Below are 25,309 nucleotides of genomic sequence, written 5' to 3' on the forward strand. Positions count from 1 at the left end.
ATAGCGCCCAAAGACAATGACCGTATGGCTTTCTGCCATGCGGTCATTTTTGTTTTTCTGCACTGCCGCAGGCCGTCATGCCATTCTATGGCGGCAAAACATCTGCCGCGCTGCCGCTCCCCGCCTCGTCTCCGAAAATTTGAGCCCTGACACATCATCAAATTTTCGGAGGTCTTACCATGATAAGAAAGCGAGTTTACATAGCCCGTCAAAAAAATATTTTTAATCCGCCGAATGAATCGGCTGTTTACCTTTTATCGTTAGCTCCAGAGAGTGAGGGAAGGGGGGCCAGAGTATGACCCCAACTGAGCGCCGGCAAAGACTGCTGGAAGTGCTGTGCATAAGGCGGCACGATACCTGCGACAACCTGGCACATGAGTTCCATGTCGCCAATTCAACGATTCGCCGTGATCTGGAGATACTTACCTGCGCCTATCCCATTGAGACAGTGCGGGGCCGTCACGGCGGCGGGGTCAGGGTTACGGATGGATACTACCTCTACCACAAGGCGCTTACTCCCAAGCAGGCTGCGCTTCTTCAGCGGCTGAGAGATCAGCTGGACGGAGACGACCTTATTGTACTCAACAGCATCCTGCTCCAGTTCACTTTCTGAAAACTCCGTTCTTTTGCACCTTGATAAACAGTGGGACAAGCTCCCGCTCATAGTCAGTATGCAAGTGAGACTTTGCTGCGGTATGGCTATGGACGCAAGGACTGCCTGCGGGACAGGGATGCAGGAAAGGAGGCGAGGCCGCATCCTCTGTTCCGTCAAAACGATCATATCAAAGGTACGAGCGGGACCCCAGAGCCATTGACCGGCGCAGGCAGCGCCCGAAGCGCAGTGAAGCAGCCGCATCATCCCGTACCGCAGGGTCAAAGGGGGATACTGTGGGAATGGTCTGGGCAGCTTCGTCAACTGCCGCCGCCATCTGTCGGTATTGCGCCGCCGGTTTGCCGCCAGCGGGCTTGCATACTCCCTGTGCCGGGGGTGAGCAGTAGGGCGGTCCTGCCGCCTGAGAATACGGCACACTTTGAAGATAAATTTGGTATAGGCCATCGACAAATCCCGCTGCATTTTGAACTGGGAACAAGGGAATTGTCGATGGCCTTGCCGTTTCAGCTGTTTGGAAAAATCGGTTATGCGTCGAATGAAAAGGGAAATTTTGGTCAATACTGATGGAGGAAACGGGGGTGAACCAATGGCAAGCACACAGAGCAGGGAGGAACTTCTGGCTTCCCTAGTCGATATTCGTTCCGTGAAGATTGACCCTGCACAGCCTGTTGAGGAGCGTATGAAATCTTATGTGGAGCAGATTAAGAACCCATATATGTTCAAGGTCGGTGGTACGGTGGTTCGTGTTTCCTATGCCAATACGCAGGCAACAATCAACGATAATTTTGTAAATCTGCTGTCGAGTATGTAGTTTAGATGTGGAGTAATTGGAAAATACTGTCTGATTGGATTTTCATATTTCACTGGACTTTTGTGTAGTGGTATGTTATCATCGAAATGGGCAAAATCACGCGAAACACCACCCTTGTGTTTTCCGATTATTGGGCAAGGAATATCACAAAGGAGTGGTGGCTGATGTTGAAATTATCTTTAGACAGACATTATAGAGCCGCCATCTACCTGAGATTATCCCGGGAAGATGGCGACTTTTCTTGTTCCAGCGAGAAACTTGAAAGCAACAGCATCTCAAACCAGAGATTGGTGATTATGGACTTTCTCAAAAAGTGCCCGGAAATCACATTTGTCAGGGAATATTGTGACGACGGCTATACTGGCGCCAACTTTGACCGTCCGGATTTTCAGAAGATGATTGAAGCGGTCCAAAGAGGCGAGATAGACTGTATTGTTGTGAAAGACCTTTCCCGCTTTGGCCGGGAGTATATTGACTCCGGGGCCTATATTCAGAAGCTGTTTCCCGCGCTTGGGGTCAGATTTATCGCAATCAATGACAATTACGACAACGCTCAGCCTGGGGCGGCGGACAATGAGCTGATCCTGCCGTTCAAAAATTTGATGAACGATTCCTATTGCCGGGATATTTCCATTAAGGTGAGAAGCAACCTGGAAGCGAAGCGCCGGAATGGTCAATTTGTGGGCAGCAAGGTTGTCTATGGATATATGAGGTCCCCAGACAACAAAAATTTGCTGGTCATCGACCCGGAAGCGGCTGCTGTGGTCCAGGATATATTCCGCTGGAAAATTGATGGACAGTCTCCAGCACAAATCGCGGACAGGCTCAATCGCAATCACATCCCATCGCCAATCGAGTACAAGAAGGGGAAAGGGTCAAAGCAGCGAACCAGCTTCCAGACAAAAGAAGTTGCACAGTGGAGTGCGGTGGCGATTTACCGCATCTTGAAAAATGAAGTTTATATTGGCACGCTTGTCCAAGGGAAAACGACTTCACCCAATCATAAGGTAAAAAAGACAGTGCGCAAAGCGCCCGAGGAGTGGTGCAGAACGGAACACGCACATGAGGCCATCATAGCGCCGGCGCAGTTTGACCTGGTTCAGAGACTTATGCTGGATGATACGCGGAGTCCCACAGGAGCGAAATGTGTGCATCTGTTTTCCGGAAAAGTTTTTTGTGCGGACTGCGGCAGTACGATGGTGCGGAAGACTTCTCACACGAATGGGTACAAATACACATATTTTATCTGCGGTGGAAACAAGGCTGACAAACATCTCTGCTCCAGCCACATGATTCGGGAAAGCACCGTTTATGATGCTGTGCTGGCTGTCATACAAGCTCAGATCGCTGCTGCTATGGATATGTCGGCAGCACTGCGGCAGGTGGACAGCCTTGCGTGGGAAAATCGGGAGCTGGAGCGGATCAAGTCGAAACGTGCGTTCCAGGAGGAGATTGTGGACAAAAACAGGCGTCTGAAGGCCGGAGCATATGATGACTTCAAAAATGGGTTTATCAGCAGAGAGGACTATAAAACCTTTACGGAACAGTTTGAACGTCAAATTCGGGCGGCTATGGACGCGATTGCACAGCTGGATCAGGAGCGGAACAGCATCATGGGTGGTCTGGCAAAGCAGCAGGGATGGCTGGCACAATTTGCGAAGTATGAGAACATTCAGGAGCTCTCCAGAAACAGCGTGGCGGCTTTGGTTGACCGCATTGAGATTCGTGAGAATAAGGATATTGATGTGTGTCTTCTGCACAGGGACCACTTCGCCTCCATTGTGGCATTTTTGAGTGAGCAGCAGTTAAGGCGAGATGCAAAGATCATTCCCCTTGGGAGGGAGGCGGTATAGTATGGCGCGTGTATCAAGAAAGCGGAAAAACATCCCAACCAATGAGACAGCCTCCCACATTTGGAGAACTGCGCTCTACGTTAGACTATCTGTAGAAGATAACGGAAAAGATGCCGATTCTATCGAAAATCAGATCGCGTTCTTGGAATCATATGTTTCTGGGTGTCCTGATTTAAGTAAGGTTGAGCTGTTTGTGGACAACGGTTACACCGGCACAAATTTCCAGCGTCCCGAGTTTAATCGGATGATGGAGACGGTTCAGGCTGGTGTGATCGACTGTATTGTGGTGAAAGACTTGTCCCGCCTGGGCCGGAATTATATCGAGACATCGCAGTTTGTTGAGAAGATCTGCCCTTTCTATGGACTGCGTTTTATTGCGGTAAATGACAGTTTTGATACGTCAGCGGTCACAAATGCGGCAGAGCTGTCTATGGCGCTGTCCAACATCGTAAACGATTATTATGCAAAGGACATCTCCCGTAAAGTTACCTCTGCTCTGCAAACAAAAATGGAGCGGGGGGACTATATCGGAAACTATGCGCCTCATGGGTACTGCAAAGATCCAGAAAACAAGAATCATTTGGTCATTGACCCGGAGACCGCCCCGGTCATTCGCCAGATATTCCAATGGCGCTCTAAGGGCATCAGCTACATGGGGATCAACCGGCGGCTCAATGAGGCCGGTATCCCATCTCCTGGGCAGTACCGGCTGGAACACGGGATTGAAACCAACAATAACCGCAAAGGCCGCCCTGTACTCTGGAACAAGCACATGGTCACAGAAATCTTAAATAACATTGTTTATATCGGCCATCTTGCCCAGAAGAAGGGGAGTCAATGCCTCTATGCTGGTATTCCGTATCATATTACCCACGAGGATGACTGGATTATTGCGGAGAATACCCATGAACCCATTATCAGCAGGGATTTATTTGAAACGGTACAGAAAATCAATAGGGAGACTGCGGAACGCACCAAAAAGAATTCCGGTAAATATGCCCATCTCCCCAGGGAGAAAAATATTTTTGGGAAGAAATTCACCTGTGCTGAGTGCGGGGCCGTGATAAAGCTCCATCGGTCTTTCAGCAGGTCGCGGGATAAGGCGTATTTCATGTTCAAATGCCCAACCTATGCGGAACACGGCTTGAAGGGATGCTCGGATGTCAAAATGCGAAAACCAGATTTGGATATTGCAGTATTCTCTTTGATCAAGGCGCAGATGGCTGTGTTTGTCGATATGGAAAGTACGTTGAAGCGTTTGCTGGCAGTTCAGACAGGGAAGGTGGAACAGGGATGCGCCGCGTCAAAACGCAGACTGCTGCAACAAAAATTGGAAAATAAGAAGTCTATCCTGAGCGGTCTGTATGTGGATTATAAGGAGGGTCTGCTGTCTTGGCCAGACTATCTATTTACTCGGGAAAGCGTGGATGCAGACATCCGTATGATTGAGGCGGAGCTGGCTGAACAGGAAAGCGCAAATGGTCAGACACGCGACCTTTTGACTGGAGAAATGAAGTGGCAGTATATGGTGCGGAACTATCAAAATGCCACTGAGCTGTCCCCGGAGATGGTCGAGGCTTTTGTTGAGACGATAAAACTGCATCAGGATGGCAGCCTGGACATTCAGCTGAATTATATGGACGAATTTGCCGCCCTTATGGATGCCTGTGAACACATCAGGAAGGAGAGTGCGTAATGAAGCAGCAGGTAGCTATTTACTTGCGGCTTTCGCAGGAGGACATTGACAAGCGAACCAGCAGGGTAAAAGATGAGAGCAACAGCATTTCTGCACAGAGACTTTTGATTACCCGCCACTTGGATTTGAACCCGGCGCTGCGGGATCTTCCGCGCCTGGAGTTCTGCGATGACGGATATTCGGGCACCAGCTTTGACCGCCCGGAGTTTTCCAGGATGATTGAGCTGGTCAAGCGCGGTGAAATCAGCTGTATCGTAGTCAAGGACCTGTCCCGGTTTGGCAGAGATTATCTGGAGGTCGGAGACTACCTGGAACATATCTTCCCATTCCTCGGCGTCAGGTTCCAGGCGATCAACGATCACTATGACAGCATAAAACATTCCGGGAAAACCATCGGAATGGATATTGCGTTTAAGAACCTGATTTATGATTACTATTGCAAAGATCTCTCCAAAAAGGTGAAGTCGGCTATGGGGATGAAGCAGCGGGAGGCCCGCTACGTCAGCTGTGCCCCCTATGGCTATCAAATCTGTCCCACCGAAAAACACCAGCTGGTGATCGACCAGGAAGCGGCTGTCATTGTCCGCCGTATTTTTTTGGATGTGATTGCCGGGAAGACGACCAGCCAGATTGCAAAGGAACTGAACAGTGAGAGCGTCGCAACTCCAGCCGAGCACAAATCCATCAGACGCCAGACGGCCTCTGGAACACCACAGTGGACGCATCACATGATCTTGAATATCATTGAGAACCTGAAATACACCGGAACGATGGTAAATCATACACGGGAAAGCCGGCATATCCGGGATGGGAACCAGCGGCGCGTTCCAAAGGAAGAGTGGTATCTTCGGGAAAATGCCCATGAGGCGATTGTCACGCTGGAAGAGTTCAATCTGGCACAGGAGGCAATCAGCCGCAGGAAAAAGACTGTCCGCTCCCGGCATGACCAATCTGACCGGGTGTACTTTTGCGGCCACTGCGGGCGGAAACTGGAAAAGGCAAACGGCATATCGTTTTCCTGTCCATCTCACCGTTACCATTCCGGAAGCCCATGTGAGGAAGTACGGTGGCGGAAGGATGCTCTGGAAGATGCCGTTTTTGAGGCCCTGAAGGTCCAAATTGAGGTTGTTCGCCTTGAAAGCACCAATGCCAAATCTGCTGCTCAAAATAAGGGCAGCAGCCTGCAATGTCAGCTTACAACTCTGCGAACACAGTATGATGCTTGTGGCAGAGAAAAGTTAGCACAATATGAAGCCTTTCGAGAGGGCAGGATTACGGATGAAGAATTTTTGTCCAGCCGCGATCAGCTAACCTTGAAGCAGAATATCTTGAAAGAGCAGATCGCAGAATGCGAAAAGCAGCAGGAAGCAAATCAGCAGACAATGGAGCCTTCCGATGAAAGGCAGAGGTCTGTAGATCATTTTATCCGGCTGACAGAAAAACAGCTTCGAGAGCATCTTTACGATGCCATTGAGCGTATCGTTGTCTATGGCCCCAGCGAGATTGAGATTGTCTGGAAATTTCAAGTTACAAAGCAACGGCGGATTCCCGCAAACCCTTGCAAATCAAGGCTTTGCGGGAATTGAAAAAATTGTTTGCACCTACTTGACACAATGGGACGACCTTGGCCGGGTGGTGATCCCCAAGGAGATCCGCCGCACCATGCGTATCCGCGAGGGCGACCCCCTGGAGATATACACCGACAAGGACGGCGGTGTGATTTTTAAAAAGTATTCCCTGATGGGCGGGCTGGTGGATTTCGCCGGTCAGCTGTGTGAGACGCTGAACCGCACCACCGGTCAGGTGACGGTCATCACCGACCGGGACAGCTGCATTGCCGTGGCGGGGGTGCCCCGCCGGGAGCTGGCGGAGAAGACCATCTCCCCCCAGATGGAGCGGCTGATGGAGGGCCGGCAGGTCTATCAGTACAAGCCGGGGGAGGAGACCATCCCACTGTGCGCCGACAGCGAGAAGTACTCCCTGTGTACCGCCGCGCCCATCCTCTCCGAGGGAGACGTGTTGGGGTGTGTGCTCTTCGCCAGTGCCGGCGACAAGCTCACCGGCGGCGAGGTGGAGTACAAACTGGTCCAGTCCATCGCCGGCTTTCTGGGGCGGCACATGGAGAGCTGAATATCCTCTAAAGGAAGCAGGGACGGCTCAGGCCGCCCCTGTTTCTTGCCTTTTTGAGCCGCGAATGCCGGAGTGTAACTGCCGCGCCCCGAAAGAATGTACGAGGCCCGCCCAATGAAGGGCGGGCCAGATTTTGTCTTTACATCGCCAGCAGCTCCAGCTTTTCCCCGTCGGAGACGGCCTTGAGCTGGGATACCGGGTTCTGATACCCCTCAATGAGCCGGACGGCGATGGCGTCCTCCAGCTCCTTCTGGATGAGGCGGCGGAGGTTCCGGGCGCCGTAAGCGGCGGAGTAGGATTTTTTTACCAGATAATCCAGCAGGGTGTCGTCCCAGGTGAAGTGAATGTCCTTTTCCTGCAGCGTCTCCACCAGCTCCTTGAGCATGAGGACGGCGATGCCCTTGAAGTTGTCCTCAGACAGCTGGTTGAAGTAGACGATCTCGTCCACCCGGTTGATGAACTCGGGGCGGAGGAAGTCGTTGAGAGCCTTCATGGCCCGGTCCTTGCCCTGCTCGTTGGCGGTGCGGCCGAAGCCCACCGAGCCGCTCCCCTTGGTGCTGCTCCCGGCGTTGGTGGTCATGACGATGACCGTGTTCTCAAAGTTGACGGTGCGGCCGTGAGCGTCGGTGATGCGGCCGTCGTCCAGCACCTGAAGGAGGATGTTCAGCACGTCGGGGTGGGCCTTCTCGATCTCGTCAAAGAGGACCACGGAGTAGGGTTTTCTCCGGATCTTCTCGGTGAGCTGGCCCGCCTCATCGTAGCCCACGTAGCCCGGAGGGGAGCCGATGATCCGGGAGACGGCGTGTTTCTCCATAAACTCGGACATATCCAGCCGGATGAGGGACTCAGGCGTGTCGAACAGGTCGGCGGCCAGCTGCTTGACCAGCTCGGTCTTGCCCACGCCGGTGGAGCCGACGAAGATGAAGGACACCGGCTTGCGCTTGGGGGAGATGCCCACCCGTCCCCGGCGGATGGCGGCGGAGACGGCCTTCACCGCCTCTTCCTGGCCGATGACGTGGGCCTCCAGCCGCTCCTCCAGCTTGGCCAGCCGCTGGAACTCCTGCTCCTGGATGCGGCTGGCGGGGATGTTGGTCCACAGCTCGATGACGTTAGCCAGATGCTCCTCAGTGAGGGAGAGGTGGGCCTCCGCCTCCAGTTTTTTCTTCTCCTCGTCCAGGCGCAGCTCCAGGCTCTTGATGTCAGCCAGCCGCTTGTAGGAGTCTTCGGTGGCGGCGGCCATCATGACCTCCTTCTCCTTGGCCAGATCGGCCAGCTCCTTGTCCACCTCGTTGAGGCGGGCCAGGGACTTGTTGTGGAGGTTCACGTTGGAGCAGGCTTCGTCGATCAGGTCGATGGCCTTGTCGGGGAGGTAGCGGTCGGTGATATACCGCTCGCTCATGGTGACGGCCAGGCGGCACATGGCGGGGGAGACGGCCACCTGGTGGAAGGCTTCGTAGTAGGGGGCGATGCCCTCGATGACCTTGACGCTGTCCTCAATGGAGGGTTCCTCCACGATGACGGGCTGGAACCGCCGCTCCAGGGCGGTGTCCTTCTCGATATGCTTGCGGTACTCGTTGAGGGTGGTGGCGCCGATGACCTGGAGCTCCCCCCGGCTGAGGGCGGGCTTCAGGATGTTGGCGGCGTTCATGGAACCCTCGGCGTCTCCAGCGCCCACGATGGTGTGGACCTCGTCAATGACCAGGATGATGTTGCCCAGCTTTTTGATCTCCTCGATGAGGCCCTTCATGCGGCTCTCAAACTGGCCCCGGAACTGGGTGCCCGCCACCAGGGCGGTGAGGTCCAGCAGGTAGACCTCCTTGTCCAGCAGCTTGTAGGGCACGTCCTTGTTGGCAATGCGCTGGGCCAGGCCCTCGGCGATGGCGGTTTTGCCCACGCCGGGCTCACCGATGAGGCAGGGGTTGTTTTTCTGCCGGCGGTTCAGGATCTGCACCACCCGCTCCAGCTCCCGCTCCCGGCCAATGAGCTTATCCAGCTTGCCCTCCTGAGCCCGCTGGGTCAGGGAGATGCAGTAGCTGTCCAAGAACTTCCGCTTGGCGGGCTTGGCGCCGCTCTTCTCGCCCCGGCTGGGGGGAGGGGCAGAGCTCTCGCCGGAGCCGGGCTTTTCCGGGGAGGAGGAGCCGCCGCCAAAGAGCTGGTTGAGGAAGGGGAAGGTGGCGGTGCGGCCGTCGTCCTCGTCGTCGTCCTCGTCCTTGGCGGGGGACATCATGCCCTCCAGACCCTCGGCGCCGCCAAAGGCGGACATCATCTCGGTGGTCAGGTTGTCCAGGTCCTCGTCGCTGATGCCCATTTTCTTCATCATGTCGTCGATGGGCTTGATGCCCATCTCCCGGGCGCACTTCAGGCACAGCCCCTCGTTTTTCGAGGTGCCGCCCTCCAGCTTTGTAATAAAGATGACCGCCACATTCTTGCCGCAGCGGCTGCACATGGTAGGCTGCATGGTAAATACGCTCCTTTCAGGAAAAGTCCACGTTTGGGGAGATGATACCCCTTAATTATGAACTGGGTATGAACTTTCCCCTGAGAAATACAGGGTTTACAGGAAAAATGACAGCGGGGCGGCGGTACAGAAGAATTTTAGCAGAATCGAGTGCTCCACGGCCTCCCGGGGGATACAGCTGTCCCGCAGCAGCCAGCAGAGGATGAACAGCACCAGCGCCCCCTTCACCAGTCCGGCGGCTGCGCCGCCCCAGCGGTTGAGGGTGCTGAGCACCGGCAGCTTTGCCACCAGGTCCAAGGCGTGGCTGAGGAAAAACCAGGCGATCAGAATGGCGAAGAAGGCCACGGCAAAAAGCACCATCCGGGCGATCTGTACGGCCACAAAGTGGGCCAGAGACTGGGCTGCGTTGGCAGTGACCTCCGCCACGCCGTTGTCCACCGCGTTCTGGAAGGCGTCGGCAAACCCTTGGAACAGTTCGGTTTCCTTCAGGTGCTGGATCACGCCGGCCAGCGCCACTTCTTCCGGGGACTGGGCCACTCCGCCGTCCGCGGAGACAAATTCTGTGCTCTGGATGGCCTCGGTGAGCGATTCTTGAATCCGCGCGGCCACCATAGGCTCCACCGCCTTGGCCACCGGCTCGGCCAGGGCGTCGGAGAGGAAGGCGGCCCCGATGAGGGCCACAAAGACGGCCAGCAGGGAGCACAGGGTGAGCACCAGCCCCTTCCGGCTGCCCCACAGGGCGAACAGGAGCAGAATGGCGGCAGCGGCCAGGTCGTAGGCAAAATAGGGCATGAGCGATCCTCCAAACGATTAAAAATCCGGGATATACAGCCACGCCTGCTGGTCGTTGGCCAGGAGGGCGGAGCCATTGGTGGCCAGAGCCACCTTGCGGGCCGCCCTGGTGTTCTCCACGGTGGTGCACAGCTCCAGCGCGGCGCTGTAGATGGACAGCTGGCTGCCGGTGAGCAGGGCGCAGTAGTCACCGGCGGCGGCGTAGTCCAGCACCTGGCCGGTGAGGGGGATGGACTGGACCACTTGAGCGGAGCGGTCCACCCGCAGGGCCTGGGTGGCCCCGCCGGAGCGGTACCGTCCCACCAGCAGGAAGGCGAAGCCGTCCCCCGTCAGGGAGCAGCCCTTCAGGTAGTTGGGGCTGAAGTAGTAAGTCTGCACCGTCTCGCCGTCGGGCAGAAGGGAGACGGTGACCAGCCGGTCCTCGCCCACCAGCCAGACTACGCCCTCGTCGAAGTCCATGTCCAGCACGGTGATGCTGCCCAGGTCCACCTGGGCGAAGGGCTCCTTCTGGTTCACCCGGTAGAGGAGCAGGCGGCTGAAGAAGGAGCCGCCCGCCTGGCCGATGGTGACCACCGCCACCGTCTGGCCGTCGGGGGAGACGGCGGCGTCCACCACAAAGACCGAGGACAGGCTGATCTGGATGATCTCCTCCCCCTTCCGGTCGTAGACGGTGACCGCCCCCTTGTAGCCGCTCTGCTGGGCGGTAACCGCCAGCCAGCCCCCCTCGTTGGGGCGGGCGGACAGCAGGTCAGCGTTGCCCTCCAGGGTGAGCTGGAAGTATTTTTCCCCGCTGCGGAAGGCGGACAGGGTCTGGTTGCCCGCGTCGTAGGCCACGGCGGTGGTGCGGGAGGCGGTGAGCACCGGGTTCTCCAGGGAGCGGACCTCCTCGGCCAGCTGCTCACCGTCCAGGCCGTAGTAGTGGGCCCCGGCGGCGGAGGCGGTGACGAGGCCGCTGTCCAGATAGGCGATGGACAGCTTGTCGCCCCCGGCGTGGGAGAAGGGGGCGGATTCGCCCGACTCGCCGGTCTCCATGTTCCGGTAGGTCAGCCAGCGCTTGAAGGTGTCCACGTTGATGGTGTCCCGGTAGATCACCAGCACCATGGCCAGCAGGATCAGCGCCGCCGTCAGCAGCAGGGCCAGCATCCGGACGATGGGATTGGATTGTTTCAGCCGCTTGGGGGCGGGGATGATTTTCTTCTCGTCCATATTTACTTACAAAACGTCCTCTTCATACCACAATTTTGTCATGTAGAGCCCGCCGGGAGGGACGGTGGGGCCGGCCAGGGTCCGGTTGCCCGACTCCAGGATGGCGGGGATGTCCTCCGGGGCCAGCTTGCCCTCAGCGGCGTAGACAATGGTGCCCACCATGGCCCGGACCATGTTGTAGAGGAAGCCGTTGGCGCACACCCGGCAGGAGATCAGATCGCCGGAACGCTCCACGTCGAAGTAATAGACCGTGCGCACAGTGGTCCTGGTCTCGGTGCCCATCGAGCGCACCGCCCGGAAGTCGTGGGTGCCCGCGAACTGGGCGGCCGCCTGGGCCATGACCGTTTCGTCCAGGTGCTTGGGGTAGAACCAGGCCCGATCCACAAAGAAGGGGTTGCCCAGCCTGGAGTTGTAAATCTTGTAGGTGTACTCCTTTTTCTGGCAGGAACCGATGGCGTTGAAGCCGTCGGGCACCTGGGTGGCCTTGACGACCACAATGTCGTTGGGCAGACGGGTGTTCACCGCCAGAGGGAGCTTGTCCAGAGGGATGCGGCAGGTGGTGCGGAAGTTGGCCACATAGGTCTCGGCGTGGACCCCGGCGTCGGTGCGGCCTGCGCCGGTACACTTCACCGGGTGGCCCACCGTGGCCGCCAGGGCCTTCTCCAGCGTCTCCGCTACCGAGACGGCGTTCTTCTGCACCTGCCACCCGTGGTAGGCCGTGCCGTTGTACATCAGTTTTAAAGCAACGTTTCGTTCCATGGGCTCACCTGTTGACTTCCCGTTTGTCCGTCAAGCCCAGCAGGTAATCGGTGCTGACATCAAAAAACTTGGCGATCTGAATCAGGCCAGGGACTTCGGGATAATGTTTCCCATATTCATAGCCCTGATAGCTGCGCAGTTTTACTCCACAGATTTCGGCCATTTCCCGCTGTTTCAGGCCGCGTTCAGTTCGGAGCTCTCTCATTCGTTCAGAAAAAATTTGCATAGTTCCTCCTGAGCTATTGATGCGCAACTAAAAGCGGTATAGCATGGGGTAATATTGGCGTTACAACCCGAAGCGTCCTAACACGCCCACCCCTACGGCAATCGCCAGGAAGAGCAGCAGGGTCACATAGTCGGCGGCCTTATATTTCAGTTGGCGCAGACGGGTCCGGCCCTTGCCGCCGTGGTAGCAGCGGCACTCCATAGCGGTGGCCAGCTCGTCGGCCCGGCGGAAGGCGGAGATAAACAGCGGCACCAGCAGAGGCAGCAGGGCCTTGGCCCGCTGGATCAGGTTTCCGCTTTCGAAGTCCGCCCCCCTGGCCCGCTGAGCGGACATGATTTTGTCCGTCTCCTCAATGAGGGTGGGGATGAACCGCAGGGCGATGGACATCATCATGGCCAGCTCGTGGACGGGCGCCTTGATTTTTTTCAGCGGGCTGAGCAGCGATTCCAGCCCGTCGGTGAGCAGGATGGGGGAGGTGGTGTAGGTGAGCAAAAAGGTGCCGGAGATGAGCATCATGATCCGGACCACCATAAAGAAGGCCCGGTACACCCCCTCCAGGGTGATGGTAAAGACCCAGAACCGGGCCAGCACCGTGACGCCGGGGGTGTAAAAGATGTTCAGCAGAGCGGTGAACACTACGATAAATAGCACCGGCTTCAGTCCCCGGAAGATGGACTTCACCGGCACCTTGGACACTGCGATGGAACCGGCCAGTACCAGGAACATGATCGCGTAGGTGACGAACCAGTTGGCCAGAAACAGAGCTACAATATACAGCAGCACAGCGAGCAGCTTGGTGCGGGGGTCCAGGCGGTGGACCGCAGAAGTTCCGGGAAAATACTGGCCCAGAGTGATGTCCTTCAGCGCCATTTACACCGCCCCCTTTCTCAGCTTGTCCAGGATGGCGGCCTTCGCCTGATCCAGGGTGTAGACCGAGGGGTCGATGTCCACCCCCATGGCCTTCAGCCGGTGAAACACCCGGGTCAGCTGGGGCACGCCCAGGCCCATCTGTTCCAGCTCGTCCCCGTGCTGGAAGACCTCCCGGGGAGCGCCCTGGAAGGGAATTGTTCCGTCGTTGACGGCCACCAGCCGGTCCACCGACCGGGCCACCTCCTCCATGGAGTGGGACACCAGGATGATGGTGGCGTTGTGGGCCTGGTGGTACTCCCGGATGTTGCCCAGGATGGATTCCACCCCCTCCGGGTCCAGCCCGGCGGTGGGCTCGTCCAGAATGAGCACCTTGGGCTCCATGGCAATTACCCCGGCGATGGCCACCCGGCGCTTCTGGCCTCCGGACAGCTCAAAGGGGGATTTTTCCAGCTGATCGTCCCGCAGGCCCACAAAATAGGCGGCGGAGCGCACCCGGCGGTCGATCTCCGCCTCGTCCAGGCCCATGTTTTTGGGGCCGAAGGAGATGTCCTTGTAAACCGTCTCCTCAAAGAGCTGGTATTCTGGATACTGGAACACCAGCCCCACCTGAAACCGGGTCTTTTTGGTGATTTTGGGGTCGGACCAGATGTCCGTGTCCTGAAACAGCACCGTTCCCGAGGTGGGCTTGAGCAGGGCGTTGAGATGCTGGATCAGGGTGGATTTCCCCGACCCGGTGTGGCCGATGACCCCCAGGTACTCCCCGGGATAGGCGCAGAAGTCCACGCCGTCCAGGGCGGTGTGCTCAAAGGGGGTGCCGGCGGAGTAGATGTGGGTGAGCTGCTTGGTTTCAATGATGGGCTGCATAGAGATCATCCTTATTGTAGTGGTACATGCCCCCAGGGGGTCACGTCCTATTGCAGAAGCCGGTACAGCGCCTGGGCGCACTCCTCGTCGCTGAGGGCGTCCAGGGGGACATCGTATCCCTCCTGACGCAGCTCCCACAGCAGCGCGGTGGTCTGAGGGACGGTAAGCCCCACCCGGCGCAGCTCTTCCACCTGGGAGAAGACGGACTTGGGCGTGCCGTCGGCCACCACCTTTCCCTTGGCCATCACAACCAGCCGGCCGGCCTGGGCGGCCTCGTCCATGTGGTGGGTGATGAGGACCACGGTGACTCCCCGCTCCCGGTTCAGCCTCTTGATGGTGTTCAGCACGTCCTTGCGGCCGATGGGGTCCAGCATGGCGGTGGGCTCGTCCAGGACGATGCACCGGGGCTGCATGGCGATGACCCCCGCAATGGCCACCCGCTGCTTCTGCCCGCCGGACAGAAGATGGGGGGCGTGCTCCCGGTAGTGGTACATGTTCACGGCCTTCAGCGCGTCGTCTACCCGCTGCCGGATCTGGGCGGGGGGGACCCCCAGGTTTTCCGGGGCGAAGGCCACGTCCTCCTCCACCACGTTGGCGACAATCTGGTTGTCCGGGTTCTGGAACACCATGCCCACCGCCCGGCGGATGTCCAGCAGGCGGGTTTCATCGCTGGTGTCGATGCCATCCACATAGACCGTTCCCCCGGAGGGCAGGAGGATAGCGTTCATGTGCTTGGCCAGGGTGGACTTGCCGCAGCCGTTGTGGCCCAGGACGGCCACGAAGGAACCCTCCTCGATTTCCAGGCTGACCCCGTCCAGCACCACCGGGGTGACCCCCTCGGCGGCGGGATAGGAGAAGTGCAGATCGTCGGTGCGGATGATGGCGGACATGGCGGTTCCTCCGATGTTTTTAAAAAGTAACGCCGTATTATACCATTTCATGGGCAGTTTCGTCAATGTGAAAAGAGACGAAACCCCTCCCGCGGATGGGGAGGGTATTGTTCATGGGTCGATGTGGAGCAGAATGGCGTGCCGCAGCTCTCTGCGGCTCTCGGCGGCCTGCACCATCTGGGAGAGCGTACCGGAATAGAAGAAAACCTTCCCCGCGCCGCACTGGATGGCGGCCTCAGCCAGGGCCTGTTCCTCCACCTGGGTGGTGCGCTCCTGGATGTGGACGCACATGACGGGCTTTGGAATTGAGACAGCGCCGTGTCCGGCCTGTTTCAACAGCGCCTTGATCAGCGCCTGGGCCGCCGGATAGTGGGCGATCTGTCCCTGCCGGAAGGGGGAAAAGACCACCATGTCCGGATCGTTCTGATAGGACAGCGCCTGGCCGCCAGCGGCGGCCAGCTTGTCCGGCTGGGAGCGCGCCGCAGCAATCAGGGAGGGCTCCTGAATCTGCCTGCCGGTTTTAAGGCTGTGTATGGTGATTTGAGCAGGGGCCAATTCCGGATACCAGTCCTCGGGCAGGAGCTGGTTGGGGTTCAGTACAAATTGCCTTAGCATAGGGATACCTCCTCAGTCCCTGGTCCACCGCCCCGTGGCTCCGCAGGGGAGGGCCAGACCGCTCTCGGTGACGGGCAGGCACAGCTCGTCGGAGACGGTGTGCCCGCCGAATTGCCTGGACACCAGCGTCTCCAGGATGTAGGTGACCACGCTGGGGGCCAGGCCGGTGGTGTAAGAGTTCAAAATTACGAACAGAGGGTCGTCGGACAGTACGCCGCTGACCAGCTCCACGAAGGGGTAGAGGTTCTCCTCCAGCTTCCACACCTCGCCGGTGGGTCCCCGGCCGTAGGAGGGCGGGTCCATAATAATGGCGTCGTACGTTCTTCCGCGCCTGATCTCCCGTTCCACGAATTTGGCGCAGTCGTCCACAATCCAGCGGATGGGGGCCTGCTCCAGCCCGGAACGTTTGGCGTTTTCCCGGGCCCACTGGACCATCCCCTTGGCGGCGTCCACATGGCAGACGGAGGCCCCCGCTGCGGCGCAGGCCACGGTGGCCCCGCCGGTGTAGGCGAAGAGGTTGAGCACGTTTACCGGACGGCCTGCGTTCCGGATGCGGTCCATGGCGAAGTCCCAGTTGGCGGCCTGCTCGGGAAAGAGACCGGTGTGCTTGAAGTTCATGGGCTTGACATGAAAGGTGAGGGGTCCGTAGGACACCGTCCACCGTTCGGGCATAGACCGGTTGAGCCACTGTCCGCCCCCGGTGGAGGAGCGGGCGTACCGCCCGGCGTTGTTCCTCCAGCCGGGGTGGCTGCGGGGGGTGTTCCAGATGGCCTGGGGGTCGGGCCGGACCAGGAGCTGGTCCCCCCAGCGCTCCAGCTTTTCCCCCCGGCTGCAGTCGATGAGTTCATAGTCGTTCCACTTGTCGGACAGCCACATAGCCGCGCCCTCCTTGCCGCAATGTTCCAAAATTGGGACCAGTATACCATCGAACAAGGGGTTCCGTCAATGAAATAGTGATTGTAATTTGGAGTAAGCTGTGCTAAAATAGCACGGATAGAAACAGAGAGAGGTGCGCGATTATGGACCATCCCTTCCGCTCTGCCGCCGTAGGCGGCTTCAACAAGCAGGATGTGCTGACCTTTTTGGAGGCACAGGCCAAGCAGGCCGCCCAGACCCAGCAGGACTTCCAGACCCGGCTGGAGGAGGCGGAGCAGCAGAGGGACGCCCTCCGCCAGGAGCGGGACAGCCTGTCCGCCCAGCTGGAGCAGGTCCGCCGGGAGCTGGAGACCGCCCGCCAGAGCCGGGACAGCCTGTCCGTCCAGCTGGAGCAGGCGGAGCAGGAGCTGTCCGCCAGCCGGAAACAGGCCGAGCAGCTGGCCCGGGAGGTGGAGCGCCTGCGCCGGGACCGGGACGAGCTGCGCCAGCAGATGGAGGCCGTCCGGCCCGATGCCCAAGCCTACATTGAGCTGAAGGAGCGCACCGCCGGGGTGGAGCTGGAGGCCCACCGCCGGGCTCAGTCCATCCAGGAGAAGGCGGAGCGGGACGCCCAGAAGGCCCGCCGCCAGGTGGAGCAGTGGTTCCAGCGGGTGGAGCGGGAGTACGACGCCCTGTGCAGCCGGGTGGAGGCCACCGTGTCCCATGCGGCCAGCGAGCTGGAGAAGGCCGGGGCCAGCCTGGATCAGCTCAGTGAGCTGATGAGCAGCCAGGGGGACGCTCTGGACGGGGTGCGCCGGGCCTACAGCGCCACCGAGCTGGGCCGCCCCGAGGCCCCCATGCCCATTGATGAGGAATAACAAATATAATTGACAACACAGCGCCTGCCCTCTATACTGGAGGACAGGCGCTGTTGCAAAATGGCGGTTAGCCACTCCCCGATGAGAGGGGGTGAGGCGATGGGAAACGGGCGCTGGACCAACGTCCTGCGTTTCGTGGTATGTGTGATCATAACAGCTCTGCTGATGATCCTTACATCCCCAAACGCGTGTTAGCCGCCCGGCTAGGCCCCGGACGGCTAACGGTTTTACGTTAGAGAGAACGGGCTAACTGCTATGCAGCAGCGCCTTTTATGGATTCATTATACCACGTCCCGCCGGTTTGTCAACCAGTTCATGCAAAGAACATGAGGTTACTTGGAATCAGTATTTTATAGACTTGATTCAAGTTAAAAATAAGATAATAGACGGCGAAATGGGATACCATACGTTCAAAAGAAATTTTGGACGGTGGTAATCCATGAAACGGGACAAGCATTTAGGTATTACGATCAGCGGTGAACACCACGGAAAGTTGGTCTATATCGCGGAATATGAGGGCCGCTCCATGAGCGGTCAAATTCTATACCTGATTCAGAAGTGTATTCGGGAGTTTGAAAAGGAGCACGGCCCCATTCCGGAGGACGAGCTGAAATGAGCGTCCGGGAGAAGGTGCTGGACCTGGTGTTTCCGCCCAAATGTCCCTTCTGCCAGAAAATTCTGGAGGACCCCAGAGCGCCGGTCTGCCCGGTGTGCCAGCCCGGGCTGCCCTGGCTGGAGGGGAAGGCGGCGGAACGGCGGGTGGACTTTGCAGACCGCTGCTTCTCGCCGCTGGCCTACCGGGACGCGGTGCCTGGAGCGGTCCACCGGTACAAGTTCAGCCGGGTGCGGGCGCTGGGAAAACCCTTCGCCCTTCTGATGGCCCAGTGCCTGGAGGAGCGCCTCCCCCAGGGCGCCGGTCTGATCTGCTGGGCGCCGCTGTCCCGGAAGCGGCTGCGGGAGCGGGGCTTTGACCAGGCGGAGCTGCTGGCCCGGGAGGTGGGCCGGCTGCTGTCCATTCCGGCGGGGCCCGTTCTGGAGAAGGTGCGCAACACCGCCCCTCAGTCCGAGCTGGAGGAGGAGGGCGCCCGCCGGGCCAACGCCCGAGGGGCTTATGCGCTCCTGTCCGGCGCAGACCTGACGGGAAGGCGGGTGGTATTGGTGGACGACGTGGTCACCTCTGGTTCCACTCTCAGCGAGTGCGCCGCCCTGCTGCGCCAAGGAGGCGCGGAGGGGGTGTACTGCCTCACCCTGGCCCAGGCCCGGCACGGCTAGATGCGGCAGGGACTGGAAAAAAAGAAGAAAATTGTTGGAAAAAACGGTTGAAAACCGGGAGCGCTCGGGGTATAATAAAAAGTGGAATTTAAGCGCCGTCCATCCGGGCGGTTTTGAAACAAATAATTTTTTAAGGTGGAACAGAGAATGGGTTTCTTTAGTAAAGATATTGGCATCGACCTGGGCACCGCCTCGGTCTTGGTATATATCAAGGGCAAGGGCGTGGTCCTCCGGGAGCCCTCCGTGGTGGCCATGGACAAGAACACCGGCAAGCTGCTGAAGGTGGGCACCGAGGCCCAGGCCATGCTGGGCCGCACCCCCGGCAACATCGTGGCCATGCGTCCCCTGAGGGAGGGGGTCATCTCCGACTACGACATGACCGAGCGCATGCTGAAGGAGTTTATGAAAAAAGTGACCTCCTTCTCCCTGTTCAAGCCTCGTCTGCTCATCTGCGTCCCCTCGGGCATCACCGAGGTGGAGGAGCGCGCCGTGGTGGACGCCGGTATCCAGGCGGGGGCCCGCCGGGCCTACCTGATCGAGGAGCCGGTGGCCGCCGCCATCGGCGCGGGCATCGACATCACCAAGCCTGACGGCCACATGGTGGTGGACATCGGCGGCGGCACCGCCGACATCGCGGTGATTTCCCTGGGCGGCGTGGTGGAGTCCGCCTCCATCAAGGTGGCCGGCGACAAGTTTGACGAGGCGGTGGTAAAGTATATCCGCCGCAAGCATAATGTCCTCATTGGCGACCGCACCGCCGAGGAGCTGAAGATCAGCATCGGCTGCGTCTTCCCCCGGCCGGAGGAGGTCTCCATGGAGATCAAGGGCCGGTGCCTGATGACCGGCCTGCCCCGGGTGTTTAACGTCACCTCCAGCGAGATGATTGAAGCCTTTGAGGAGACCTCCGCCTCCATCCTGGAGGCCATTCACGGCGTGCTGGAGCGCACCCCCCCCGAGCTGGTGGCCGATATCTCCACCAACGGCATCGTCATGACCGGCGGCGGCTCGCTGCTGTGGGGCTTCGATAAGCTGGTCCAGTCCCACACCGGCATCGACACCCATGTGGCGGACGACGCCATCTCCTGTGTGGCCTTCGGCACCGGCAAGAGCCTGGACAGTCTGGACCAGATGCAGGACGGCACCATGAATCTGTCCCGCCGCAAGCAGATGAATTATTAAGCACAGCAGACAGCCGGCCGCAGGCCGGCTGTCCTCGTAAGGAGGGATTTTTGATGGAAACGGTGGAGGAGGTCCTGCAGACGGTGGGAAATACCGTAGGAATCCGGGACCTGACCCTGGGCGATGTGCTGCGGGTGCTGATCATGGTGCTGGTGGGCTGGCTGGTGATCCGTCTGCTGATGCGGATGGTGGGCCGGCTGCTGGATAAGAGCAAAGCGGTAGCGGCCATCAAGACCTATATTTACACCGCGGTGAATATTTTTCTCTGGTTCCTGCTGGCCCTGATGCTGGCCGAGACGCTGGGCATCAAGGCCACTTCCATCATTGCCATGCTGAGCGTGGTAGGGCTGGCGGTCTCCCTGGCGCTCCAGAACACGCTGGCCAATCTGGCGGGAGGGCTGGTGCTGCTGGTGACCAAGCCCTTTCTGGTGGGGGACTACGTGGAGGCGGATGGCATCAGCGGGACCATTTCCAACCTGTCCCTGTCCTACACCACCTTTGTCACCCCGGACAACAAGGAGATCTTTGTCCCCAACAGCCAGCTGTCCTCCACTAAGATCGTCAACTACAACCACCTGGGCCGGCGGCGGATGGACCTGAAGCTCACCGCCTCCTACGACGCCCCCACCGCTCAGGTGCGGGCGGCCATCCAGGAGACACTGGCCGCCGTCCCCGGCATCCTGGAGGACCCCGCCCCAGTGGTCTATGTGTCGGAGTACCAGTCCAGCAGCATTGAGTATCTGACCCGCCTGTGGACCGCCTCCGATGACTACTGGACGGTCTACTACGCCCTGATGGAGGACGTGCGGGAGTCCTTCGCCCGGCATGGGGTGGAAATGACCTACGACCACCTGAACGTACACATCGTAGAGAAGTGAGGGGCGGCTAGACCAGCGCCACGCCGGTTCCCCTTGGCCTTCAGGGCATGGCGAGCCCGTGGAGGAAGCCGTCCAGCTGGGGGGAGAGGACCTCGCCGCCGATCACCGTGTTTTTATAGAGGAGCAGGTTGGCCTGCACCCCCGTCTCGCCGGTGGGGTAGTTGAGCACCTCGTAGGTGTACCGCTTCACCCGTTTTCCGGCGTATTTCTGCAGGTCGAAGCCCTGGCCGGTCTGGAGGGCCAGATACTCGGTGTAGCTGTCGTCCATCTCCTCGGGGATGAGCAGTTCCTGGGTGACCAGGGGCTCCTCGGACACCTGCCAGCCGTAGGCGGCCAGGTAGTCGATCCGGTCCTGGTTGCTCCGCACCCCCTTGGGGCTGGGCAGGGCGGAGGCGGAGACCTCTCGCCCTATCATCCCCTGGCCGAGGTTCAGGGCGATGGCGCAGCAGCACAGCAGAGCCGCCGCAGCCACCCCCAGCGTCAGCTTCCGTTTGGGCATTTTGGCAGTTACGATCAACACAGCACATATCTCCTTCCGTGAGTCATTCTCCCTTTACCATATGCGGGATTTTTTGGAGGTATGCGGAAAAGAGGGAACCTATGGAACGAGCCGACAAGCTGCTGGCCGCCACCGGCCGGTGGAGCAGGAGAGAGGTCAAGGAGCTGATCCGTCAGGGCCGGGTGCAGGCGGACGGCTGCTCGGTCGCCCGCCCGGAGGAGAAGCTGGACCCGGAGACGGTTTGTTTGACGGTGGACGGCGGCGTGGTGGACTGCTCCCCGTATGTCTATGTGATGCTCCACAAGCCGGCGGGGCTGCTGTCGGCCACCGAGGACAGGGACCAGCCCACCGTGCTGGACCTGCTGCCGGAGGAGCTGCGCCGCCGGGGACTGTTCCCCGTGGGACGGCTGGACAAGGACACCACCGGCCTGCTCCTGCTCACCGACGACGGCGGCCTGGCCCACCGGCTCCTGTCCCCTAAAAAGCATGTGGACAAGGTCTATCTGGCGGAGGTGGAGGGCCGGGTGGACCAGGACGATGTCCGCGCGCTGGAGGCGGGCATGGTGCTGGGGGACGGCCTGCACTGCCTCCCTGCCGGGCTGGAGCCTTTGGGGAACGGCTCCTCCTGTCTGGTCACCCTGAGGGAGGGCAAGTACCACCAGGTGAAGCGGATGCTGGCCGCCCGGGGGAAGCCGGTCATTTTGCTGCACCGGCTCTCCATGGGGCCTTTGACATTAGACGGGGAGCTAAAACCGGGAAAATGGCGGTTTTTGACCCGGCAGGAGCGGACTGAGCTGAGAGGGTTAGGGACGACTACCTGATTTTTTGGTCGTTTTGAACAAAAAAATCGAAAAAACCTCTTGCCAAACAGGGGGGGAAACCGTTATAATAGGAGAAGCACTACCAAAGACAATGTAGGAGGGATCGCTGTGTCTAGCAGGATGTTCCAGGGTGTCGTACTCCAAATGAAAGACAGCATCAGCCGCACGGTAGGAGTCGTGGACGCGGAGGGGATCGTGGTCGCCTGCAGCGAGCTTACCTGCATCGGCGAGCACTGGCCCGGCGCGGTCACCGCAATCAACGGTGCGGACAACAATCTGGCCCGGTTCGAGGGCCGTACCTTCAAGCCTCTGGCGGGCTGGGGGGCCCAGTTCGATTACGCCGCCTTCGTCAAGGGGGAGGACGAGTTGGCCGCGTCGCTGTGCGCCATGGCCGTGGTGGCCTTCAACGGTGCGAAGACCTACTATGAGGAGAAGCACGACAAGGCCACCTTCGTCAAGAATATCATTTCCGACAATATTCTTCTGGGCGACATCTACACCCAGGCCAAGGAGCTGCATTTTGTCTCGGAGGTGCCCCGGGCTGCCTTTCTGGTGCGCCAGCTGGGTCCCGCCGATGTGTCCGCTATCGACGTCATCCAAAATCTGTTCCCCGACAAGCAGACCGATTTTGTCATCTCCATCAACGAGACCGATGTGGCCCTGATCAAGCAGCTGTCCGAGGGGGCGGACTCCAAGGACCTGGGAAAGATCGCCAAGCAGATTGTCACCGCCGTCAACCAGGAGCTAGGGGTGAAGGTGGTGGTGGGCATCGGCACCATCGTGCCCCACATCCGGGACCTGGCCCGAGCCTACAAGGAGGCCGGGGTGGCCATCGACGTGGGCAAGGTGTTCGACACCGAGAAGACCGTGATCAACTATGAAAACCTGGGCATCGGCCGTCTGATTTACCAGCTGCCCACCATCCTGTGTCAGATGTTCCTCCAGGAGGTCTTTAAAAAGAGTCCCATTGACGCCCTGGACCAGGAGACCCTGCTCACCATCAACAAGTTCTTTGAAAATAACCTGAACGTGTCCGAGACCGCCCGAAAGCTCTTCGTCCACCGGAACACCCTGGTGTACCGGCTGGAGAAAATCAAGAAGCTCACCGGCTTGGATCTGCGGGAGTTTGACGACGCCATCACCTTCAAGGTGGCGCTGATGGTCAAGAAGTACCTCATCTCCCGGGGGATCGAATCCTGAACATGTACACTGGCGCCGCCCTCTGGGGCGGCGCTGTTTTTATGAGGAAATTTCCCAATCCCTCTTGCTATTTCCGGAGATATAGGTTACAATAAAGTTACAAAAATGACAAAACGGTAAAAACCGACCCGAGACGACAGAAAAAGGAAGCCATCGTTCACAGATTATCTGTTTACATGGATTTTGATTTGTGATACACTAAACAGCTGACAGCCTGAGAAACAGACTTGGCTGAATGGGGAGCAGAGCGTGTTATGATTCGCTTTATCGACGTACATAAAGAATATGACAACGGCACCAAGGCCCTGAAGGGGGTCAACGTGCGTATTGACGACGGGGAATTTGTCTTTCTGGTGGGGCCGTCCGGGTCGGGCAAGTCCACCCTGATCAAGCTGATCACGGCGGAGATCGCCCCCACCGACGGCCGGGTGATGGTGAATGGGTTCAACCTGAACAACATCACCCCCCGGCAGGTGCCTCAGATGCGGCGCACCCTGGGGGTCATTTTCCAGGACTTCCGCCTCATCGAGAAGAAGACGGTGTACGAAAATCTGTCCTTCGCCATGCGGGCCATCGGAGCCTCCAACCGGGAGCTGCGCCGGCGCATCCCCTACGTGCTCCAGCTGGTGGGCCTGGACCAGAAGGCGGACCGCTACCCCGGCCAGCTGTCCGGCGGCGAGCAGCAGCGGGTGGCCATCGCCCGGGCGCTGGTGAACAACCCCAGCATGATCATTGCCGACGAACCCACCGGCAATCTGGACCCTCAGCGCTCCCTGGAGATCATGATGCTGCTGGAGCGCATCAACGAGCTGGGTACCACTGTGCTGGTGGTCACCCACGAAAAAAATCTGGTCAACCGCTTTGCCAAACGGGTGGTGGCCATTGAAAACGGACGGATCATCAGCGACGAGACAGGTGGTTACTACAATGTCGAGAAAATTTAACGCAGGATACTATGTCAGCGAGGGGTTCCACTCCATTTTCACCCATGGGTTCATGTCCTTCGCGGCGGTGTGCATGATCGTGGCGTGTCTGCTGATCATGGGTTCCTTCACCCTGCTGGCGGTCAATCTGGACAACACCCTGGGCGACCTGGAGAACGAGAACGAGATGCTGGTGTACATAGACGACGCCCTCACCCAGGATCAGGCCCGGATGCTCCAGCCCAAGCTGGCCCAGGTGGACAATGTGGCCCAGCTCACCTTTGTCACCAAGGAGGCGGCGGTGGCCGCCTTCAAGGCCAAGCACAGCGACACCACCGCCATCCTGAACAATCTGCCGGATGACGCCTTCCGGGACCGCTACCGGGTCCATGTGGTGGACATCGAGCGGATGGCCGAGACCAAGGCGGCCCTGGAGCAGATGGAGGGGGTGGGCTACGTCAACGCCGCCACGGAGATCGCCGACGGCTTCGTGATGGTGCGCAACATCGCCACCGGCGTGGCCCTGGTGCTCATCGGCATCCTGCTGGTGATCTCCCTGTTTATCATCGCCAACACCATTAAGCTGGCCACCTTTTACCGCCGGGAGGAGATCGCCATCATGAAGATGTGCGGCGCCACCGACGGCTTCATCGAGTGGCCCTTCGTGGTGGAGGGGATGCTGCTGGGGCTCACCGGAGCCCTCATCGCCTTCTTCGTTCAGTGGGGGCTGTATCAGATGGTGGCCAGGTTCGCCGTTCAGGGCAACGGCCTGTCCCTGGTGAACATGATCAGCTACGGCTCCATGGCTGTGACCATCCTGGCGGTGTTCTGCGGGGTGGGCGTGTTTATCGGCGTGGTGGGTTCGCTGTTCGCCATCCGGAAGTTTTTGCAGGTATAGTGGTTTTGCGGGGAGGTTTCGAGGATGAAGCGGCAAAAGAGACAAAAACTGATGATGTCCATTCTGGCGGGATTTTTGGCGCTGCTGATGCTGCTGCCCATTTTGGCCAATATCTTTATGATC

Annotated in this window: 26 protein-coding genes; 15 read left to right on the top strand and 11 right to left on the bottom strand. The window is 58.9% G+C overall.

Going from position 1 to position 25,309, the window contains the following annotated elements:
- Positions 1-295 precede the first annotated feature (295 nt).
- From VV088_RS03100 to VV088_RS03125, 6 genes are all read left to right on the top strand, one after another.
- Entirely contained in the window at positions 296-613 is a 318-nt protein-coding gene (locus tag VV088_RS03100; protein WP_293279676.1) for a DeoR family transcriptional regulator, read from the top strand.
- Positions 614-1,199: 586 nt separating this feature from the next.
- Positions 1,200-1,424, top strand: coding sequence for a DUF6870 family protein (locus VV088_RS03105; protein WP_334599330.1), 225 nt, complete (start codon positions 1,200-1,202; stop codon positions 1,422-1,424).
- A 164-nt stretch (positions 1,425-1,588) separates the two neighbouring features.
- Positions 1,589-3,277 (top strand): recombinase family protein, encoded by a 1,689-nt coding sequence (locus VV088_RS03110; RefSeq protein ID WP_334599331.1) that lies wholly within the window; start codon positions 1,589-1,591, stop codon positions 3,275-3,277.
- Between the two features lies 1 nt (position 3,278).
- Positions 3,279-4,973 carry a recombinase family protein gene (locus VV088_RS03115; protein ID WP_334599332.1) on the top strand — a complete coding sequence of 565 codons (1,695 nt, stop codon included), beginning with the start codon at positions 3,279-3,281 and terminating at the stop codon, positions 4,971-4,973.
- Entirely contained in the window at positions 4,973-6,559 is a 1,587-nt protein-coding gene (locus tag VV088_RS03120; protein WP_334599333.1) for a recombinase family protein, read from the top strand. The genes VV088_RS03115 and VV088_RS03120 overlap by 1 nt, the downstream gene beginning before the upstream one ends.
- Before the next feature lie 19 nt (positions 6,560-6,578).
- Positions 6,579-7,103 (top strand): stage V sporulation T C-terminal domain-containing protein, encoded by a 525-nt coding sequence (locus VV088_RS03125; protein ID WP_334599334.1) that lies wholly within the window; start codon positions 6,579-6,581, stop codon positions 7,101-7,103.
- A 139-nt stretch (positions 7,104-7,242) separates the two neighbouring features.
- Here VV088_RS03125 and VV088_RS03130 read toward each other — a convergent pair whose 3' ends face one another.
- The 10 genes from VV088_RS03130 to VV088_RS03175 form a co-directional block, all read right to left on the bottom strand.
- The gene (locus VV088_RS03130) at positions 7,243-9,561 is read right to left on the bottom strand and encodes an ATP-dependent Clp protease ATP-binding subunit (protein WP_334599335.1); all 2,319 of its coding nucleotides are present in this window, start codon (positions 9,559-9,561) and stop codon (positions 7,243-7,245) included.
- Positions 9,562-9,657: 96 nt separating this feature from the next.
- Entirely contained in the window at positions 9,658-10,353 is a 696-nt protein-coding gene (locus VV088_RS03135; protein ID WP_334599336.1) for a CvpA family protein, read from the bottom strand.
- Between the two features lie 18 nt (positions 10,354-10,371).
- Positions 10,372-11,559: a DUF5711 family protein gene (locus tag VV088_RS03140; RefSeq protein ID WP_334599337.1), complete on the bottom strand. Its 1,188-nt coding sequence runs from the start codon at positions 11,557-11,559 to the stop codon at positions 10,372-10,374.
- A 6-nt stretch (positions 11,560-11,565) separates the two neighbouring features.
- The gene (truA, locus tag VV088_RS03145) at positions 11,566-12,318 is read right to left on the bottom strand and encodes a tRNA pseudouridine(38-40) synthase TruA (protein WP_334599338.1); all 753 of its coding nucleotides are present in this window, start codon (positions 12,316-12,318) and stop codon (positions 11,566-11,568) included.
- 4 nt (positions 12,319-12,322) lie between these two features.
- Positions 12,323-12,544, bottom strand: coding sequence for a helix-turn-helix domain-containing protein (locus tag VV088_RS03150; protein WP_334599339.1), 222 nt, complete (start codon positions 12,542-12,544; stop codon positions 12,323-12,325).
- Positions 12,545-12,604: 60 nt separating this feature from the next.
- A complete protein-coding gene (locus tag VV088_RS03155) occupies positions 12,605-13,414 on the bottom strand; it encodes an energy-coupling factor transporter transmembrane component T family protein (RefSeq protein ID WP_334599340.1) in 810 nt (269 codons plus the stop codon).
- Complete coding sequence (locus tag VV088_RS03160) at positions 13,415-14,278, bottom strand: energy-coupling factor transporter ATPase (protein WP_334599341.1); 864 nt, start codon at positions 14,276-14,278, stop codon at positions 13,415-13,417.
- A gap of 47 nt (positions 14,279-14,325) precedes the next feature.
- Complete coding sequence (locus VV088_RS03165; protein WP_334599342.1) at positions 14,326-15,168, bottom strand: energy-coupling factor transporter ATPase; 843 nt, start codon at positions 15,166-15,168, stop codon at positions 14,326-14,328.
- A 111-nt stretch (positions 15,169-15,279) separates the two neighbouring features.
- Positions 15,280-15,783, bottom strand: a complete 504-nt coding sequence (locus VV088_RS03170; RefSeq protein WP_334599343.1) for a rod shape-determining protein — start codon at positions 15,781-15,783, stop codon at positions 15,280-15,282.
- A gap of 12 nt (positions 15,784-15,795) precedes the next feature.
- Positions 15,796-16,659 carry a class I SAM-dependent methyltransferase gene (locus VV088_RS03175; RefSeq protein WP_334599344.1) on the bottom strand — a complete coding sequence of 288 codons (864 nt, stop codon included), beginning with the start codon at positions 16,657-16,659 and terminating at the stop codon, positions 15,796-15,798.
- Positions 16,660-16,802: 143 nt separating this feature from the next.
- Between VV088_RS03175 and VV088_RS03180 the strand changes: the two genes are divergently transcribed.
- From VV088_RS03180 to VV088_RS03200, 5 genes are all read left to right on the top strand, one after another.
- Positions 16,803-17,516, top strand: coding sequence for a hypothetical protein (locus tag VV088_RS03180; protein WP_334599345.1), 714 nt, complete (start codon positions 16,803-16,805; stop codon positions 17,514-17,516).
- Positions 17,517-17,955: 439 nt separating this feature from the next.
- Positions 17,956-18,132, top strand: coding sequence for a hypothetical protein (locus VV088_RS03185; protein ID WP_334599346.1), 177 nt, complete (start codon positions 17,956-17,958; stop codon positions 18,130-18,132).
- Positions 18,129-18,788, top strand: coding sequence for a ComF family protein (locus VV088_RS03190; protein ID WP_334599347.1), 660 nt, complete (start codon positions 18,129-18,131; stop codon positions 18,786-18,788). The genes VV088_RS03185 and VV088_RS03190 overlap by 4 nt, the downstream gene beginning before the upstream one ends.
- 147 nt (positions 18,789-18,935) lie before the next feature.
- On the top strand, positions 18,936-19,967 hold the full coding sequence (locus VV088_RS03195; RefSeq protein WP_251318766.1) for a rod shape-determining protein: 1,032 nt from the start codon (positions 18,936-18,938) through the stop codon (positions 19,965-19,967).
- 53 nt (positions 19,968-20,020) lie between these two features.
- Positions 20,021-20,845, top strand: coding sequence for a mechanosensitive ion channel family protein (locus VV088_RS03200; RefSeq protein WP_334599348.1), 825 nt, complete (start codon positions 20,021-20,023; stop codon positions 20,843-20,845).
- Positions 20,846-20,885: 40 nt separating this feature from the next.
- Here VV088_RS03200 and VV088_RS03205 read toward each other — a convergent pair whose 3' ends face one another.
- Complete coding sequence (locus VV088_RS03205) at positions 20,886-21,365, bottom strand: DUF4830 domain-containing protein (RefSeq protein WP_334599349.1); 480 nt, start codon at positions 21,363-21,365, stop codon at positions 20,886-20,888.
- An 80-nt stretch (positions 21,366-21,445) separates the two neighbouring features.
- Here VV088_RS03205 and VV088_RS03210 point away from each other — a divergent pair, with 80 nt between their 5' ends.
- The 4 genes from VV088_RS03210 to ftsX all read left to right on the top strand — a co-directional run bounded on the left by VV088_RS03210 (position 21,446) and on the right by ftsX (position 25,186).
- Complete coding sequence (locus VV088_RS03210) at positions 21,446-22,165, top strand: pseudouridine synthase (RefSeq protein ID WP_334599350.1); 720 nt, start codon at positions 21,446-21,448, stop codon at positions 22,163-22,165.
- A 108-nt stretch (positions 22,166-22,273) separates the two neighbouring features.
- Positions 22,274-23,365 (top strand): PucR family transcriptional regulator, encoded by a 1,092-nt coding sequence (locus VV088_RS03215; protein WP_334599351.1) that lies wholly within the window; start codon positions 22,274-22,276, stop codon positions 23,363-23,365.
- Between the two features lie 254 nt (positions 23,366-23,619).
- Positions 23,620-24,309 (top strand): cell division ATP-binding protein FtsE, encoded by a 690-nt coding sequence (ftsE, locus tag VV088_RS03220; protein WP_334599352.1) that lies wholly within the window; start codon positions 23,620-23,622, stop codon positions 24,307-24,309.
- Positions 24,293-25,186, top strand: coding sequence for a permease-like cell division protein FtsX (gene ftsX, locus VV088_RS03225; protein WP_334599353.1), 894 nt, complete (start codon positions 24,293-24,295; stop codon positions 25,184-25,186). Before ftsE ends, ftsX begins: the two co-directional genes overlap by 17 nt.
- Positions 25,187-25,309: the final 123 nt, after the last annotated feature.

Source organism: Lawsonibacter sp. JLR.KK007, assembly GCF_036941135.1.
Classification (GTDB): Bacteria; Bacillota; Clostridia; order Oscillospirales; family Oscillospiraceae; genus Lawsonibacter.

Coding starts and splice junctions, on each gene's coding strand:
- ftsX (WP_334599353.1), top strand. CDS start 24,293: ATGTCGAGAAAATTTAACGCAGGATACTATGTCAGCGAGGGGTTCCAC.
- VV088_RS03170 (WP_334599343.1), bottom strand. CDS start 15,783: ATGCTAAGGCAATTTGTACTGAACCCCAACCAGCTCCTGCCCGAGGAC.
- VV088_RS03175 (WP_334599344.1), bottom strand. CDS start 16,659: ATGTGGCTGTCCGACAAGTGGAACGACTATGAACTCATCGACTGCAGC.
- VV088_RS03100 (WP_293279676.1), top strand. CDS start 296: ATGACCCCAACTGAGCGCCGGCAAAGACTGCTGGAAGTGCTGTGCATA.
- VV088_RS03120 (WP_334599333.1), top strand. CDS start 4,973: ATGAAGCAGCAGGTAGCTATTTACTTGCGGCTTTCGCAGGAGGACATT.
- VV088_RS03195 (WP_251318766.1), top strand. CDS start 18,936: ATGGGTTTCTTTAGTAAAGATATTGGCATCGACCTGGGCACCGCCTCG.
- truA (WP_334599338.1), bottom strand. CDS start 12,318: ATGGAACGAAACGTTGCTTTAAAACTGATGTACAACGGCACGGCCTAC.
- VV088_RS03110 (WP_334599331.1), top strand. CDS start 1,589: ATGTTGAAATTATCTTTAGACAGACATTATAGAGCCGCCATCTACCTG.
- ftsE (WP_334599352.1), top strand. CDS start 23,620: ATGATTCGCTTTATCGACGTACATAAAGAATATGACAACGGCACCAAG.
- VV088_RS03140 (WP_334599337.1), bottom strand. CDS start 11,559: ATGGACGAGAAGAAAATCATCCCCGCCCCCAAGCGGCTGAAACAATCC.
- VV088_RS03135 (WP_334599336.1), bottom strand. CDS start 10,353: ATGCCCTATTTTGCCTACGACCTGGCCGCTGCCGCCATTCTGCTCCTG.
- VV088_RS03200 (WP_334599348.1), top strand. CDS start 20,021: ATGGAAACGGTGGAGGAGGTCCTGCAGACGGTGGGAAATACCGTAGGA.
- VV088_RS03115 (WP_334599332.1), top strand. CDS start 3,279: ATGGCGCGTGTATCAAGAAAGCGGAAAAACATCCCAACCAATGAGACA.
- VV088_RS03155 (WP_334599340.1), bottom strand. CDS start 13,414: ATGGCGCTGAAGGACATCACTCTGGGCCAGTATTTTCCCGGAACTTCT.
- VV088_RS03185 (WP_334599346.1), top strand. CDS start 17,956: ATGAAACGGGACAAGCATTTAGGTATTACGATCAGCGGTGAACACCAC.
- VV088_RS03150 (WP_334599339.1), bottom strand. CDS start 12,544: ATGCAAATTTTTTCTGAACGAATGAGAGAGCTCCGAACTGAACGCGGC.
- VV088_RS03210 (WP_334599350.1), top strand. CDS start 21,446: ATGGAACGAGCCGACAAGCTGCTGGCCGCCACCGGCCGGTGGAGCAGG.
- VV088_RS03105 (WP_334599330.1), top strand. CDS start 1,200: ATGGCAAGCACACAGAGCAGGGAGGAACTTCTGGCTTCCCTAGTCGAT.
- VV088_RS03160 (WP_334599341.1), bottom strand. CDS start 14,278: ATGCAGCCCATCATTGAAACCAAGCAGCTCACCCACATCTACTCCGCC.
- VV088_RS03190 (WP_334599347.1), top strand. CDS start 18,129: ATGAGCGTCCGGGAGAAGGTGCTGGACCTGGTGTTTCCGCCCAAATGT.
- VV088_RS03165 (WP_334599342.1), bottom strand. CDS start 15,168: ATGTCCGCCATCATCCGCACCGACGATCTGCACTTCTCCTATCCCGCC.
- VV088_RS03180 (WP_334599345.1), top strand. CDS start 16,803: ATGGACCATCCCTTCCGCTCTGCCGCCGTAGGCGGCTTCAACAAGCAG.
- VV088_RS03130 (WP_334599335.1), bottom strand. CDS start 9,561: ATGCAGCCTACCATGTGCAGCCGCTGCGGCAAGAATGTGGCGGTCATC.